The sequence below is a fragment of the Sphingorhabdus sp. SMR4y genome, from assembly GCF_002218195.1.
In the GTDB taxonomy this organism is placed as follows: domain Bacteria; phylum Pseudomonadota; class Alphaproteobacteria; order Sphingomonadales; family Sphingomonadaceae; genus Parasphingorhabdus.
In genome coordinates this window covers 1,496,139-1,509,041 of sequence record NZ_CP022336.1, presented here as the reverse complement: position 1 = coordinate 1,509,041, position 12,903 = coordinate 1,496,139, and the positions used below count along the sequence as shown (strand labels likewise).

The window sequence follows — 12,903 nt, the reverse complement described above, 5'->3', positions numbered from 1 at the left end:
TCTCAGGCAGCTTCTTTGAGCAGCTTATTCTCGATAATATTGGCGAAAACGTCCGTTTCCTGAGCGCCTGGAACCATGAATTTCTTGTTGAAGATAAAGGCCGGCACGCCGGTGATGAACCGGTCCTGCCATTCGGTTTCGACGGCTCGTACCTCGGCTGCAAACATGTCGGAACCGAGCAGGTTGCGGGCGCGATTTTCGTCCAGACCGACGGATGCGGTAATATCGACAAGAGTCTCGTGATCGCTAACATTTCTGCCATCGGTAAAATGCGCTTTGAACAAAGCCAGTTTCAGTGCAGTCTGCTTGCCTGTCTCACCCGCCCAGTGGAGCAATCGATGGGCATCAAAAGTGTTCACCATCCGCATCTTGTCGCCGTTATTGAATTCAAAATCCAGGGCACTGCCGGCGTTGCGCAGGCGCTCTCTGTTGACTTTGCTTTGCTCGGGAGTTGCGCCATATTTCTGCGCCATATGTTCGGCTATATCCTGGCCTTCCGGCGGCATGGACGGATTGAGTTCGAAGGCATGCCAGGCCAGCTCAAAGCGCGCCTGACCTTCAAACCTTGCCATCGCCTTCTCGAGCTTCTTGTAACCAATGATGCACCACGGGCAAACGACATCGGAGACGATATCCACGGTTATCACTGGCGTCTCGGTCATTGCAATTTCCTCGGTTTGGTTCAGGCTTTCTCAAGCGTGCATTGTAATGGATGCTCGTTCTTGCGCGCAAAATCCATTACCTGAGTAACTTTGGTTTCCGCGACTTCGTAACTGAACATGCCGCAAACCCCGACACCTTTCTGGTGAACATGCAGCATGACGCGCGTGGCCTCATCGATGTCCATGTTGAAAAACCGTTTCAGCACAAGAACGACGAATTCCATCGGCGTGTAATCGTCGTTGAGAATAAGCACTTTATAGGGGCTGGGCTTCTTGGTCTTGGCTCTGGTCTTGGTTGCGATGCCGATATTTGTATCGTTGCCATCGTCATCGGACCCGTTATCCGCATCATCGCCCATGACGGGACGGTTGCCGGCGGGGATTTGCCGATAGATTATATCGAAGGGAGAGAGAATCTGCTGCTGTATCATCAGTCTCAGGATATGGTATTTTTACCCCCAAGGGCAAGTGGCGGATTGATAGTATTGCGTGCTTTTGCATCGAGACGTGTCGAATATGCACAAATAAAAAGGGCCGCTCCAATGGAACGGCCCTTTTTTGATCGGTTGAAAAACCTGCTTATGCTGCGGTTTTGAGTTCCTTGCGGATTTCGCTGACGCGATCAGCAATCGGCTGATAGGCTTTGCCAGCGAGCTTCACGACAGCGTCGGCGTTGTTCGAAGTCTGGTCCATCACCCGGTCCAGACCGCTGCGCATATAGTCAGCCTGCTTGGCGAAGATGTCCTTGGGCGTGGCAACGCTGAACAGGCCCTGCAGAGCGCGGCTGGCTTCAACGAAATTCTCGCGCGTATATTTGACGTTGGTCTGGCCGATTTCCTGCGCGCCTTTGGCAGCGATCTTGCCGCTTTCGAGCAGGGTTTCGATGTTTTCGCGGTTGAACTCAACAGCGTTCTTCGACAGGGCAACAGCGCGATCAGCAGCTTCCTTCGCGCGAGCCTGCGCATCGGCGGTCAGCTTTTCAAAGCGCGAACCCATTTTGTCAGCGGTCTTCTTGGCAGTGTTGGCAGCCTTGGTGTTGGCGGCCTTGGTGTTCTTCACAACGCGCTTGGTTGCGGTGGTTTTGGTGGTAGCCATTTTCTTGGTTCCTTTGGTCGTTTTGTTCAATGTGGTCTTGGCAGCCGGCTTCGCAGCAACTTTACGCTTTGCTGCAGGCTTCTTTGCTGCCGGTTTGGACGCTGCGGTTTTCTTGACAGCAGGCTTGGCTGCTGTTGCCGGTTTAGCAGCGGGAGCCACCGGCTTGTCGGTTTCGGTTGTAGCTTTCTCGGCAGGTGTGGTTGCCGAAGCTGTCTTGTCGGATACGCTGACCGCTGACGCGGCTGCTGAATAAGCAGCCTCAGCAGAAAGCGAGCCAGTTGCTTTGCCTGCCGGAGCAGAGGATGTATCGTGTTTCGTATCAGCCATCGGTTGTCTCACCTCTATGTTGCAGTGCACAAATAAGGTATCGGTCAGCCAATGTCAAGAAAAATGGTGCAGTGCACAATAATCGATTTTGTGCGGCTCAACTTACTGTTATTCAGCCTTTATTTCGTGAGATCGAACGTGCTGGCAAGTCATTGCTTGCAGGGATCTTATATGTACAATGGTGCAACGCACCGGAATTGGGTGTTTCGTTGCCGCATCTGCTGTAACAGGAGCGCAATGATCACAGAAAGTTTTCCATGGCATCCCTGATATCGATTGCCACCGCGCTGCCCAGGCATCGGGTCACCCAGACAGAGGTGCTCGGCGTTCTCGCCAAGGCGAGGGGAGCAGCGCTTCCGGCGCGACTGGAACAAATTCTGGGGAATAGCGGAATTGAGCAGCGCTATCTGGCATGCGAGCCGGACTATTATCTGCAACCGCGCAGTTGGTCCGACCGGGCAGCCATATATGACAAGACCGGTGCGCGGCTAGTGCACAATGCCGCTGCGGAGGCGCTGGACAGGGCCGGGATGGAGCCTGATGACATTGACGCTATCGTGCTGATCTCGACCACCGGGACGATGACGCCCTCTTTGCCAAGCCGGATGATAGAGACGATGGGCTTTGAGGCTTCAACCCAGACGATCCCTGTGTTCGGCTATGGCTGTGCCGGCGGCGTTCTCGGGTTGCGACTGGCGAATGATCTTGCCGCCGCGGCGGGCGGGCAAAATATCCTGCTGATCTCGCTTGAATTGTGCAGCCTCTCCTATGATTACAGCCAGTTTGACAAGAAGAACATGATCGCCACCGCGCTGTTTGCCGACGGTTGCGCAGCGGCGATCCTCTCTGGCAAGCAAGGCTGGGGACGTGTTCCGTCTTTCCGCGCCTTTGATCAGAAGACCTGGCCGGATACGCGCGACATGATGGGCTGGGATATCGGCACCACCGGCTTTGATCTCGTGCTGGCTCGCGATATCCCCAGTTTTGTCGCCCGGGATTTTGCGCCTTACTGCGCCTTTTTTCTGGAAGCGCAGGGGCTGGCGATGTCCGATCTCTCGGAACCGGCATGCCATCCTGGCGGGGGCAGGGTGGTGGATGCTCTCGAAGCCTATTTCTCGCCAGCGATTGGCGACATTGCGGCGACCCGCGAAATACTCCGTCAGCACGGCAATATGTCCTCGCCGACAGTTTTGTTCATTCTCGAACAGTTGCTCCGCCAAAAGCCCGATAAACCGATATTGCTTACAGCGCTTGGACCCGGTTTTACCGCGGCGCTCGGAATACTCGATCCGGAGGGTCCAGAATGACCGAGCATCTGGGCATCATTTTCACATCCGCTCCGACGACGGTAACATGGGTGCTCGTATATATCGTGGTCCAGCGGCTGGGCGAACTGGTCCATGCCAATCGCAACACGCGGCGTCTGCTCAGCGAAGGCGGAGAAGAATATGGTGCGGACCACTATCCATATTTCATCTTCCTTCACAGCGCCTGGATCGCGGCGATTGCCTTGCTGGTCGATCCGGAGCACGGGATTCATCCGGCGATGATGGGCTTGTTCGCTGCCACCCAGTTGCTGCGTATCTGGACATTGGCGAGCATCGGCCGCTGGTGGACGACGCGGATCATCTCGGCGCCGCATTTCGACCGGGTCAAGCGCGGGCCATATAGATATTTTCGCCATCCCAATTATCTCGTCGTCGTGCTGGAGATCGCGATCATACCGTTGATGCTGGGATTGCCGTCGGTGGCTCTGTTGTTTTCCATTCTCAACGCAATCCTGTTGCGCCACCGGATCAAGGTCGAGAATGCGGTGCTGGGTGGCCGCGGCAAGGGTTAAGCGCCTGGGTTCCGGACCGGCTACCTCTTGGCAGAAATATTCCTGTGCAGACGGTTTGAATTTTACACTGTCAAAGAACCAGCGGAAAACCTACCGAACCCTCGCAATGTAGGAAAGAAAATTTCTGCTGCCAAGGAGATTGCCGCGGGCAGGGAAGCCATGTTGAGCTTGCAAATTTACTGCGTATATACTGCGTACAAGAGCCGGAGAAAGGGGAGTTGCTGCTTGTCGATATTTGCCAGGATCATGATCGCGCTTGTTGCCGTTCTCCATCTCTATATTGCCTGGTTCGGAATATTCGCCTGGCAGTCGCAGGGCCCGGCAACTTTCCCGGACCTTCCGGTCAGCCTGTTTGAACCGACCAGCGCCATGGCTGCCAATCAGGGTGTGTATAATCTGTGTATCGCAGGGGGGCTGATCTGGTCACTGTGGATCCGCGATGCCGAATGGGGCCGCAAGGTCGCCAGCGGTTTCCTGCTTTTTGTAGCCACCGCAGGCCTATTCGGCGCCTTGCGCGTGTCGCCGGATATTGCGCTGGTGCAGGCGGGGCCTGCTATAATCGGGCTGTTGTTGCTCTGGGTGCCGGTGCTCCAGCAGCGGCAGCGCAAAAGCTAGCGTGCCAGTTCACCACCCCGAAACCAGGTCGGCATGACGAGACATCTCTCGTCCAGCCGCTTAGCCGAGTGATCGACGGCGCAAAGCCGTCAGGCCAAGGACGATTGCTGCGGCAATGACAGCGGCAACCGTGAGTGGTACGGCATAATCCAGATTGGCAACGGCGATACCGGCAAAGCCCCAGGATACGGCAAGCGCATAGGGCCAGGATCGCAGGCGGAGCGTGTTGTAGGCAGCAAAGATCGTTGCCAGAAGCAGCGCGATCACCGCTGCCTGCAATTCGCCGACAAATCCATAGCCCGCAAGCAGCAGTCCGATCGAAACAAATGATGCAGCGGAGAGCCAGCCGGCATAGAAGCCGAGTGGCCAGCGGGCGATCCAGGCGGGTGCGGCCTGTTCCGAACGATATAGCGCGACCAGGGCGGCCATCAGCATGATCCAGATCAGGATGGTCGCCCAGATCGGCGAGACCAGCGCGACCGGTAGCCAGATTGTTCCGACTGCGAGAGACAGTGCCAGCGCCATGCGTCCCTTCTCCCACTCCGCGTCCTTTCGAAACTTGAACGCACCAAATGCGGCATGCGCGACCAGCCAGAGATAGATGGGCCCCCAGATGCCGAAAGCCCAGCCAATGGGCTGAACGGGCGGATTCTTCTGCGGCACCGGATATTTGTCCGGGTCGATGCCACCAAATTCCGGCGACAGGAAAGGGGCAAGGGCAAAGGCCAGTGCGACGACAAGGACGATGAAGGCTTTCATGAATATCGGTTCCTGTAATTCAATGCGCAGATTATATGATTTATATGATGGCAGGCTGCTGGGCGCAGTACGTGTTTTCAGACAGGTAGGCCCCGCCCATCATGGATAAATATGTCAGGAAGAACCCGACATACCGATATTGGTTGCAATGTCCGCGATGTCTGTGGCCGGGTCAGGCCTGTTGGCAGGCGGGGCGTTGACCGCCTGCCGCCGTTTCAGGCGATAATGCGCAGCGCCGGCTTTGCCGATCTGTTCATGCCCTTGCCGCCACGCTTCATCTTGTAGAGTGCGCCGTCGGCAGCCTTCAGCAACTGCTCGGTACCATTGCCGTCCAGTGCCTGGACAGCGATGCCGAGGCTGGCCGAAGGGGTCAGGACATGGCCGTCTATCCGGGCTGGTGTGGCCAGTCCGGCGAGAAAGGCAGATGCTCTTTCCAGAGCCTGTTCGCGACTGTCCGCACCGGGTATCAGGATCAGAAATTCATCCCCTCCAAGACGACCGACAATTTCCTCTTCAGCACAGCTTTGTCTCAGCCGGTTGGCGACCTCGACCAGCAAATGGTCTCCGATGTCATGGCCCAGATTGTCGTTGACCTGCTTGAAACTGTTAAGATCGATCAGGGCGACCGCAAAGCCGCGGCCGTTTCTCGCAAAAGACTGTTCGGCCAAGGCGAGATAGTTCATCATCGCCCGGCGATTGTCCAGCCCGGTCAGGGGGTCGCTATGCGCCTGTTTCCAGATGGTATGGCGCATGATCAGGCCAGTGATGATCTGGTTATAGCTGTCGATGATGAACCGGATCATCAGCAGCGCGATGGTGATCATGCTCCATCCCATGATCATGTCGTCAAAGCCGCCGACAAGGATCATTGCCACCGCGGAGGGAATGACACCGACAAACAGGACGGAGACAGCCGCCTTCTTGATGCAGGCCAGGCAGTGGGCGATGCAGGTCGATCCGAAAACCAGCGACATCGGGATGAACATCTGGTTGGCGAACATGCCGGTGGCAATGATGAATACGGACCAGATGCTGAGAAACGACACGATGCCGACCGAGAGCAGGGACAGGTTCCTGAGTATTTTCTGCGTGTGAATCAGGGAGTCCGGATCTTTCGGGTAGCGTATCCACATGACCATGCGTCCGACGCAGCCCACTGCCATCAGCCCCATCCAGCCATAATATATCGGTTCGACGCCTTCATGGGCAGAGAGAATCATCACCGCCACCAGATTGAAAATGGCGACCAGATATATCATCGGAACATGGGTCATCGCCCGGTGCAATTGCATCGCCTCGACCGAGGAACGGATCTCTTGCGGAATTTTCGGCGACCGCCATGGAGCCAGCCAGGAAGCCTGCCAGTTCTTTTCCGATAGCGGCATCATATCCATGTTGTCATGCCATCCTGCAGTCGCGGGTCAATCCGTTATGTTCAGACTAGGTGGCTGGTGTAAAAATAGGGTTAACAAATTATTTCGACCGGCGGGCAAAGCGGCGGGTATCGGGCCGCTTGCAGAGAGACCGCCGCGCGGTATTCCGACGGCAAACAGCAGTCAGAGCATTCCCGGCAAAGGCACTGCCTTCGCCGGGAATGTGATCTTCCTGAGACCTCCGATACTAGAATTTGGCACTGGCCTGAATACCATAGAAACGCGGTTCGGCCGGGATGAAGGTCGGGATACCAAAGGCCCCGCCGGTATTGCCGGCATCGAGCAGATAATCCTTGTTGGTCAGATTGCGGACAAAGCCGGCAATTTCGAACCGTTCGTCAGCAAAGGACAAGCCGGCGCGCAGGTTGACCAGTGTCACCGCTTCCTGACTGGTCAGGATATTGTTCGGTGCTTCGAAATAGACCCGGCTGCGAAAGGTGACGCTGGGCGTTGCGAAGAAACGGGTGCTGTCATTGATCGGGTAATCGATGGTGAATCCACCTGCTGCCTGGACCTCCGGCTGGAGGCGAAAGCGTGACCCGGCCAGATTGCCGTTGCCTGGCTCGTCATCGATGCCACCATCGATATAGCCGATATTGGCAAACAGGCTCAGCCAGTCCGCCGCGCGGACATTGACTTCGGCTTCAACCCCGAAGTTGGTGGCGCTGCCGGCGCTGAGCGTCGTAGTGGTCCCCGGATTGGCCGGATCGTTGATCGTGACCTGAAAATTGTCATAGGCTTGATAGTAGACGCCCAGCGATCCGGATACCGGGCCAACCGCGCCTTTCAGGCCGACTTCGTAATTCCATACAATTTCCGGCGCGATATCTGCGAAACTGCCGACTGGTCCGGTCGGGGTGCTGGTCGCGCTGGCATTGACGGTCGCCGACCGACGGCCCTTGGAGATCGTGGCGAAGCCGTTGATCTCGTCGGAGAAGCGGTAAAGGATGTTGAAGCGTGGCAAAACGGCCGAGAAACTGTCCTCGGTACGGAATGTTTGCCCTGCGGTGTCGGTAATCGGGAAGGGCGTGTTGCCGGGATTGAGGATGGTGCTCGGCGCGGTTGCGCGGTAGCCCGAGCGGCGCTTTTCGATCAGCACCCGCACGCCCGCGGTCAGCTCGAGGCTGGAGGTCGGGATCCATGTGCCGTCGGCAAAGACCGAATAGCTGTCATTCTTGCCGAGATTTTCGAAAACCGCCTGATAGGGGATGGCGTCGACCGCGCCGCCGGTCAGATCGCGGATTGCATCGCCGGCGGGTATGCCGGCGCTGTTCACGCAATCGACACCGGCAACGACGATCCCGGCGACACACTGGAAATAGGTGACTTCGTCGGTCGAGAAGGGCACCCGCTGGTTGCTGTCCTCGCGAAACAGGTTCCAGCCAAAACTGCCGCGGAACGTGCTGCCATTATTGTATGTAAAGCGGGTTTCATGGCTGCCTTGTTCGCCATTGGCATCCTCGGCAAATTCGAGATAGAAGGCAGCGGAACCGTCGGCGTCAAAGACCTCGTTGCTGTTAAACTTGCGAAACCCGTTGACCATGGTGACATTCCAGTCGTCGGCAAAGTCCCAGCTCATCGTCAGACTGGCATCATAGACGTCGCGGGTCAGGCCGAGCTTGTCGTCACCCAGAACCGCAGCGGAAAACGGCGATCCGCGCAGGTCGGCCACACCAAAGGGATCAGCCGGTCCGGCGCTGGTCGGCAGGGTGCCGGATATGAACGGCGTTCCGGAATTGCGCTGCCGGTCATAGGTCAGGATGAGGTCGGCGGTGAAGTCGCTGCTCGGCGTGAAGCGCAGGGATGCACGGGCGCCCAGCTGGTCCTGCGCATAAAGGTCGTCCTGGTTCGGAGCCAGATTGGTGACATAGCCGTCGCGCTTCTTGTAGGCTCCGGCCAGCCGCAACGCGACCGTGTCATTGCCGGTGTTGAGATGGCCGCTGAGCGTATAGGCATCATAATTGCCGTAGCTCGCGCTTATTTCGCCGGAAAAACCGGGTTCGGGGCGCGCCGAGATGATGCTGATCGCGCCAACCGCCGAGGCGGTGCCGAACAGCGTGGCCTGCGGTCCCTTGATCACCTCGATCCGGTCAATGTCGTAGATATCCTGATAGGAACCGCGCGACCGCGAAATGTCGACGCCGTTGTAATAGAGCGTGACGCGTGCCGCCTGTTGTGCCGATCCGCTGTCCGACGTGATGCCGCGAATGACCACGCCGGGATTGTTGGCGCTCTGCTCCTGGATATTGAGACCGGGGACATAGTTGGACAGCTCGTCGAGATCGGAAACGCCCAGTTCTCTGAGCCGTTCGCCGCTGTTTGCCGAAATGGTAATCGGCACATCGGTCGCCTTTTGCTCGATCTTCTGGGCGGTCACGATGATCACGTCGCCATCGCTGTCCCCGGCAATATCGTCGCTGCCGGACTGCGCAACGGCCGGAGCGGTGCCGGCCATGAAAATCGCGGCGGTAAGCGCGATCAGTGAAGGGCGGGAGAGGGCGGCGGGCAGGGATTTTGTCATGGAAGTCTTCAACCTTTTGATGGGCGACACGGGAACGGATGGTGCAGTGCAGCAAGGCTGTGACAGGCTGACGGTCTCGGGATGACATTTCAGAGAATTTCGCGCGTCACCATTGTGACAAGAGGGATGTTGTGGAGATCGCAAATCGTCATCCTGAACGTGTTTACCTTGCGGTGGCCTTCGGCTCAGGACCCCCCCCCTGGATCGCGCGCTGCCGATGGAGGCCCTGAACCAGGTTCAGGATGACGAGGGGGAGGGGGCAACGCCCTGCCATCCGCCCCCGCAGGCAACCTTTCCCGCAACCGTGCGTTGATTGTCCGAACCTGAAAGCACCTAAAAAGGACAAGAATATGGGTAACCTGAATTTTCCGGAAGAAACATTTGTCGTCGTCGCCACCGGCCGGGAGGCCAAGACCTTCTATGTCAGGAGCGGTGCGCTGGAGCATGACGGTGACTGGACACCCGGAGATCTGGCCGATCAGGGGCCGTCCGGCAAATCGCCGCCCGACCAGTCCGACCGGGAAAGCATGGAAGCGACATTTTCCAAAATCATCGCCGAACAGCTCTATGACCGCGCCCACAAGGGCTCCTATGAGCGGTTGATCCTGGTCGCCGATCCGGACACGCTCGGCGAAATACGCCCGCTGCTGCACAAGGAAGTGAGCGACAAGATCGTGCTGGAACAGGCCAAGACGCTGATCAATTCGCCGGTCGCCGATATCGAGAAATCGCTGGCGCAATAAGGCGTGGCTGGCGCCCCTTGGCGCGGCCGGAATAGCATTAGAAGAGCGCCGGTGTGTTTACGCCGGCGTTTTTTTTGCGCGGGGTGGGGGGGCAGGGTGGTGAGCCGCCCTCGTCATCCTGAACACGGTTCAGGACCCCTATCGGATCACACGAAGCCGCAAAGGCACGAAGAAAGCTCGGCGCGTCACATTCGGGGAAGGGGGCGGGGTCGTCCGTCCGTCCGTCGGTGAGGGCTCCGCAATCCCGAAGTTCGTCAAAGTTCGGGCCAATGACGGAAAATGGCGCAAAAGCCATCTGGCTGCGCCCGCTCTGAACTATCGCCGCTTACTGTCTGTGAAGGCGCAATAAATTCACCGCCAATAATAGAAGTTGGCGACCGGGACGCGCGATAGCACAACGGCCGGGATCGAAGGATGCAACATGTCAAAGAGCCGGCGCGGAGCATAGCAAGCCGGGCCTGTGTAGGAAAGTGGAACCGGTCAGGGGCGGGCTATGGGGGTGCGGTTGTCGGTTATTGGGTGATTTGGTGTTAATCGGGGATTGTTGCACCTGTCACCGTGATCCTAGTGGATGAACGTACCGATAAATCCACGTTTAGCTTTCTCTATCAGGATATAGTTTTTCGCCATCCAGCAACCCATCCGGCTAGATCATTTCGCCTGAAATGATCTTGAAATCTATTCACATCAATTATCTCACCGTTTATTCCGATTAGCTTCATTTCAAAGCTAGCGAACCCTAGATTTTCTATTGTCGCAAAGAGCTTCGTTCGTTCGTGCTTATACGTTTTTGCCAATACCGACGTATTGGCAACCGGTAATTTTGTTGCAGTATAATTGTGAGTTGAATCGACGTCAGACAAGATCAGCCAACCCGAACCATGGATAGCATCTCTAAGCTTTTCAATTAATGGGACTGGGTGTTGCAAGTGAGACAAAATCCGCGTGCCTAGAATCAGATCGTACTTTGATTTGCTAAAGCGGGTGAACTCAACATCGGCATGTCTGAGGTAGACATCTCTTAATCGCCCGGTAGCAACCGTTAGCATCCCTCTGCTTATATCAATTCCAGTGCGCATTTTGGACAAATCAGCAAGATAATCGAGATACCACCCGGTCCCACAACCTATATCAAGAATATTTAAGCCAGACCGCTTTTGGCTGCATGCTCGACTGGCGATGTCTCGAACGATTGGAGCTTCATAATTTCGCCAGAATTCTTGCCATTTCCAACTGTCATAAAATTTGGCACTTAAATCATATGCATCCTCTGGGCGAAGAATATTCTTATTTTGAATTGGCAGTGTAATATCATTCACTTTTTGCGGCGCTTTCTAGTTCCACTAGTCGGTCGGTTAATGTTTTTATTTGTTTTTCAATGTCTTGAGAGCTTTCAGATGCGGTACTTGCTCTGATCACAACTCTATCGTTTACAGCCTTGATCGCTTCTTCTCGCGCAATTTTTTTCGTATCTTCAAACGCGTTATTATAAACCCATCCTGCGATCGCGGTGCTTATTCCAATTAGCAACAAAACAAGTGCAGCATAGCCAAGAGATTTCCATATCGCTTTGGGTGCATCTGCTTTAAACTCGTTTATCATCATAGTCTTTTGATTGGAAAACTCTGAGGCTATCGAACCGGATAAAATTTTACTTTCATTTTCCAGTGTGGTTTTCCCTTCAGCGATTTTATCCTCAACATCCTTAATAGCCTTTGTCCGTTCATGATCGATGCCCGATGCGATGTCGCCAATTTGGAGGAAGGAAGACGGCTGATTTACTGATAATTCTTGCAGAGCATGGTCATATTCGTCCACCGATTGTGTTTTTGTATATGGCGAAGCAACTTGGCCTCCAATCCTTACAAAAACCATTTTCGCGATCGACATTTTTGCTTCAATCACAATCTTTTGATTGCCGAAATTTACAAACAAACAAGCCAGGCACCCGTTATAGCCTGGCTCAACCATGCTCATGTTGATAAGCATTAATCCTTTCTTTGAAAGTGTATTCGTTTGCCACCAAAAGCCTACTAAGTCGTTTGGTAGAGAGACTTTTTCATAAGTTCTAATCCAAACCATCTTGCCAGGATCAACGACAATCTTTATTCTGGGATCGGATGCAAAATCTATTTCCCCGTCATCATGTCCTGCAAGGAAAGCTCGGCCTGCCCGAAACGCATAAGAGCATTCTTCTGCTCTTGAGGCTTCCGCTTCGAGCACCAATTTACCGCTTTTTATTTGGTCTTGTATTTCGCTATCAGAAAGGACCGTCATAATTTTCTCCTGACCACAGACCACGTTAAAAGAGTAGCAGTCTGTTGGCTCTTGAAGCAATTAGTATATTTGCATTCGGCGGGGAGAATGTGACCTTGACCCCGCCCCGAATCCCGTCTAAGGGCCGCGCTTCCGCTTCTTCGGGCTCCGCTCGACGCCGCAGAAAGCTTACATAGGCAAAACACTTGTCGCCAGTTTGGGCGGTGAGAGTAACCCCTGCAATATGCAGGACAATTCTACTATAAGGTGAAGACTTTATGCCAACGATTAACCAGCTCGTCCGTAAAGGGCGGGTGCCCCAGAAGACGAAGTCCAAGGTGCCGGCCATGGAAGCCAACCCACAGAAACGTGGCGTTTGCACCCGTGTCTACACGACGACTCCAAAGAAACCGAACTCCGCTCTGCGTAAGGTTGCCAAGGTTCGCCTGACCAACCAGCGCGAGGTCATCAGCTATATCCCCGGTGAAGGCCATAACCTTCAGGAGCATAGCGTTGTCCTGATCCGCGGCGGCCGTGTTCGCGACCTTCCCGGTGTGCGTTACCACGTCCTGCGCGGCGTTCTCGATACCCAGGGTGTCAAGGACCGCAAGCAGAGCCGTTCGAAATATGGCGCCAAGCGTCCTAAATAATC

General features: G+C 55.4%; 13 protein-coding genes. 5 read left to right on the top strand and 8 right to left on the bottom strand.

The annotated features are described in order from the left end of the window. Positions 1 to 2: 2 nt before the first annotated feature. From SPHFLASMR4Y_RS07165 to SPHFLASMR4Y_RS07155, 3 genes are all read right to left on the bottom strand, one after another. The gene (locus SPHFLASMR4Y_RS07165; RefSeq protein WP_089132935.1) at positions 3 to 662 is read right to left on the bottom strand and encodes a DsbA family oxidoreductase; all 660 of its coding nucleotides are present in this window, start codon (positions 660 to 662) and stop codon (positions 3 to 5) included. Positions 663 to 682: 20 nt separating this feature from the next. Beyond that, positions 683 to 1,021, bottom strand: a complete 339-nt coding sequence (gene clpS, locus SPHFLASMR4Y_RS07160; RefSeq protein ID WP_089134748.1) for an ATP-dependent Clp protease adapter ClpS — start codon at positions 1,019 to 1,021, stop codon at positions 683 to 685. Positions 1,022 to 1,241: 220 nt separating this feature from the next. Then, on the bottom strand, positions 1,242 to 2,084 hold the full coding sequence (locus SPHFLASMR4Y_RS07155; RefSeq protein ID WP_089132934.1) for a phasin family protein: 843 nt from the start codon (positions 2,082 to 2,084) through the stop codon (positions 1,242 to 1,244). 257 nt (positions 2,085 to 2,341) lie between these two features. Between SPHFLASMR4Y_RS07155 and SPHFLASMR4Y_RS07150 the strand changes: the two genes are divergently transcribed. The 3 genes from SPHFLASMR4Y_RS07150 (at position 2,342) to SPHFLASMR4Y_RS07140 (ending at position 4,539) form a co-directional block, all read left to right on the top strand. Next, on the top strand, positions 2,342 to 3,391 hold the full coding sequence (locus SPHFLASMR4Y_RS07150; RefSeq protein WP_089132933.1) for a type III polyketide synthase: 1,050 nt from the start codon (positions 2,342 to 2,344) through the stop codon (positions 3,389 to 3,391). Continuing rightward, positions 3,388 to 3,924: an isoprenylcysteine carboxyl methyltransferase family protein gene (locus SPHFLASMR4Y_RS07145; protein ID WP_089132932.1), complete on the top strand. Its 537-nt coding sequence runs from the start codon at positions 3,388 to 3,390 to the stop codon at positions 3,922 to 3,924. The genes SPHFLASMR4Y_RS07150 and SPHFLASMR4Y_RS07145 overlap by 4 nt, the downstream gene beginning before the upstream one ends. A gap of 225 nt (positions 3,925 to 4,149) precedes the next feature. After that, complete coding sequence (locus SPHFLASMR4Y_RS07140) at positions 4,150 to 4,539, top strand: DUF1304 domain-containing protein (RefSeq protein WP_089132931.1); 390 nt, start codon at positions 4,150 to 4,152, stop codon at positions 4,537 to 4,539. Between the two features lie 60 nt (positions 4,540 to 4,599). On the opposite strand, the gene SPHFLASMR4Y_RS07135 is transcribed toward SPHFLASMR4Y_RS07140, so the two are convergent. The 3 genes from SPHFLASMR4Y_RS07135 to SPHFLASMR4Y_RS07125 all read right to left on the bottom strand — a co-directional run bounded on the left by SPHFLASMR4Y_RS07135 (position 4,600) and on the right by SPHFLASMR4Y_RS07125 (position 9,186). After that, the gene (locus SPHFLASMR4Y_RS07135; RefSeq protein ID WP_089132930.1) at positions 4,600 to 5,298 is read right to left on the bottom strand and encodes a tryptophan-rich sensory protein; all 699 of its coding nucleotides are present in this window, start codon (positions 5,296 to 5,298) and stop codon (positions 4,600 to 4,602) included. Positions 5,299 to 5,513: 215 nt separating this feature from the next. After that, on the bottom strand, positions 5,514 to 6,692 hold the full coding sequence (locus SPHFLASMR4Y_RS07130) for a sensor domain-containing diguanylate cyclase (protein WP_089132929.1): 1,179 nt from the start codon (positions 6,690 to 6,692) through the stop codon (positions 5,514 to 5,516). A 226-nt stretch (positions 6,693 to 6,918) separates the two neighbouring features. Then, positions 6,919 to 9,186 (bottom strand): TonB-dependent receptor, encoded by a 2,268-nt coding sequence (locus SPHFLASMR4Y_RS07125; RefSeq protein ID WP_089132928.1) that lies wholly within the window; start codon positions 9,184 to 9,186, stop codon positions 6,919 to 6,921. Positions 9,187 to 9,602: 416 nt separating this feature from the next. On the opposite strand from SPHFLASMR4Y_RS07125, the gene SPHFLASMR4Y_RS07120 reads away from it, so the two are divergent. Beyond that, positions 9,603 to 9,995: a host attachment family protein gene (locus SPHFLASMR4Y_RS07120; RefSeq protein WP_089132927.1), complete on the top strand. Its 393-nt coding sequence runs from the start codon at positions 9,603 to 9,605 to the stop codon at positions 9,993 to 9,995. 608 nt (positions 9,996 to 10,603) lie between these two features. Here SPHFLASMR4Y_RS07120 and SPHFLASMR4Y_RS07115 read toward each other — a convergent pair. Both SPHFLASMR4Y_RS07115 and SPHFLASMR4Y_RS07110 read right to left on the bottom strand, forming a co-directional pair. Then, positions 10,604 to 11,314 (bottom strand): class I SAM-dependent DNA methyltransferase, encoded by a 711-nt coding sequence (locus tag SPHFLASMR4Y_RS07115; RefSeq protein WP_089132926.1) that lies wholly within the window; start codon positions 11,312 to 11,314, stop codon positions 10,604 to 10,606. Beyond that, entirely contained in the window at positions 11,307 to 12,272 is a 966-nt protein-coding gene (locus SPHFLASMR4Y_RS07110; protein WP_089132925.1) for a dCTP deaminase domain-containing protein, read from the bottom strand. Before SPHFLASMR4Y_RS07110 ends, SPHFLASMR4Y_RS07115 begins: the two co-directional genes overlap by 8 nt. Positions 12,273 to 12,529: 257 nt before the next feature. On the opposite strand from SPHFLASMR4Y_RS07110, the gene rpsL reads away from it, so the two are divergent. Then, positions 12,530 to 12,901, top strand: coding sequence for a 30S ribosomal protein S12 (gene rpsL / locus SPHFLASMR4Y_RS07105; RefSeq protein WP_067198316.1), 372 nt, complete (start codon positions 12,530 to 12,532; stop codon positions 12,899 to 12,901). Positions 12,902 to 12,903: the final 2 nt, after the last annotated feature.

Coding starts and splice junctions, on each gene's coding strand:
- SPHFLASMR4Y_RS07165 (WP_089132935.1), bottom strand. CDS start 662: ATGACCGAGACGCCAGTGATAACCGTGGATATCGTCTCCGATGTCGTT.
- clpS (WP_089134748.1), bottom strand. CDS start 1,021: ATGGGCGATGATGCGGATAACGGGTCCGATGACGATGGCAACGATACA.
- SPHFLASMR4Y_RS07155 (WP_089132934.1), bottom strand. CDS start 2,084: ATGGCTGATACGAAACACGATACATCCTCTGCTCCGGCAGGCAAAGCA.
- SPHFLASMR4Y_RS07150 (WP_089132933.1), top strand. CDS start 2,342: ATGGCATCCCTGATATCGATTGCCACCGCGCTGCCCAGGCATCGGGTC.
- SPHFLASMR4Y_RS07145 (WP_089132932.1), top strand. CDS start 3,388: ATGACCGAGCATCTGGGCATCATTTTCACATCCGCTCCGACGACGGTA.
- SPHFLASMR4Y_RS07135 (WP_089132930.1), bottom strand. CDS start 5,298: ATGAAAGCCTTCATCGTCCTTGTCGTCGCACTGGCCTTTGCCCTTGCC.
- SPHFLASMR4Y_RS07130 (WP_089132929.1), bottom strand. CDS start 6,692: ATGGATATGATGCCGCTATCGGAAAAGAACTGGCAGGCTTCCTGGCTG.
- SPHFLASMR4Y_RS07125 (WP_089132928.1), bottom strand. CDS start 9,186: ATGGCCGGCACCGCTCCGGCCGTTGCGCAGTCCGGCAGCGACGATATT.
- SPHFLASMR4Y_RS07120 (WP_089132927.1), top strand. CDS start 9,603: ATGGGTAACCTGAATTTTCCGGAAGAAACATTTGTCGTCGTCGCCACC.
- SPHFLASMR4Y_RS07110 (WP_089132925.1), bottom strand. CDS start 12,272: ATGACGGTCCTTTCTGATAGCGAAATACAAGACCAAATAAAAAGCGGT.
- rpsL (WP_067198316.1), top strand. CDS start 12,530: ATGCCAACGATTAACCAGCTCGTCCGTAAAGGGCGGGTGCCCCAGAAG.